Raw genomic sequence first — 727 nt, forward strand, 5'->3', positions numbered from 1 at the left:
ATTTTATTACAGTATTACAATAATTCCAATATAAGATATACAATAGCATTTACAGATACATTTAAAAATTATAAGGTGGAAATAGGCAATATAATATGCAATAATAACAATGATAATATTTCATATTTATATGCCAATATTGTGCCAATAAATTCATCAAAAATATTATTGGGAAATGAATTTACATTGAATTATAAATCAACATATAATAATGAAATGAAAAACTTAATAAACAGTATGGAATTAATTTCATTTACTTATATGAATTCCAATAACAATACATTAAATAAATTTGGAATAGAATATTCATATATAGCATTGGCAATGAATAATATACTGAAGTTAACAAATAATAACATAAAAAATATGGAAATAAATAAAACTTAAGGAATAGCTATGGCCAATAACAGGTGGTTTGCAGTATGTATTGTTGGTTATATAGCATTAATCATGATTGTTGGACTTTATGTACTTCTGACATTGGGCTCTCTTATAGAAGCACTGGTTGGTTTGGTTTTTTCTACACTGTCAGTAATACATAGTTCTTATAATGGCTTTAATATATCGGTGATAAAATGGAAAAGATAAAAAAATCTTTGTATTTTAACATGGCTTTACTAATTTTAATGGTTTACGAGTTAGTAGCTGCAATACTAACTAAATGGCTTTTAGGTATATATTTTGGAGCTTTTATAATTATAATATATTCGTTTGCTTTAATATACTA

At 23.9% G+C, this 727-nt stretch carries 2 protein-coding genes; both read left to right on the forward strand.

The window, feature by feature from the left end:
- The coding region (locus AOG55_RS09435; protein WP_162216740.1) for a hypothetical protein at nucleotides 1–387 on the forward strand (387 nt) is incomplete at its 5' end.
- A 9-nt stretch (nucleotides 388–396) separates the two neighbouring features.
- Nucleotides 397–588, forward strand: coding sequence for a hypothetical protein (locus AOG55_RS00235; RefSeq protein ID WP_054964522.1), 192 nt, complete (start codon nucleotides 397–399; stop codon nucleotides 586–588).
- The last annotated feature ends 139 nt before the right edge of the window (nucleotides 589–727 follow it).

The sequence above is a fragment of the Acidiplasma cupricumulans genome (assembly GCF_001402935.1).
GTDB classification, from domain to species: domain Archaea; phylum Thermoplasmatota; class Thermoplasmata; order Thermoplasmatales; family Thermoplasmataceae; genus Acidiplasma; species Acidiplasma aeolicum.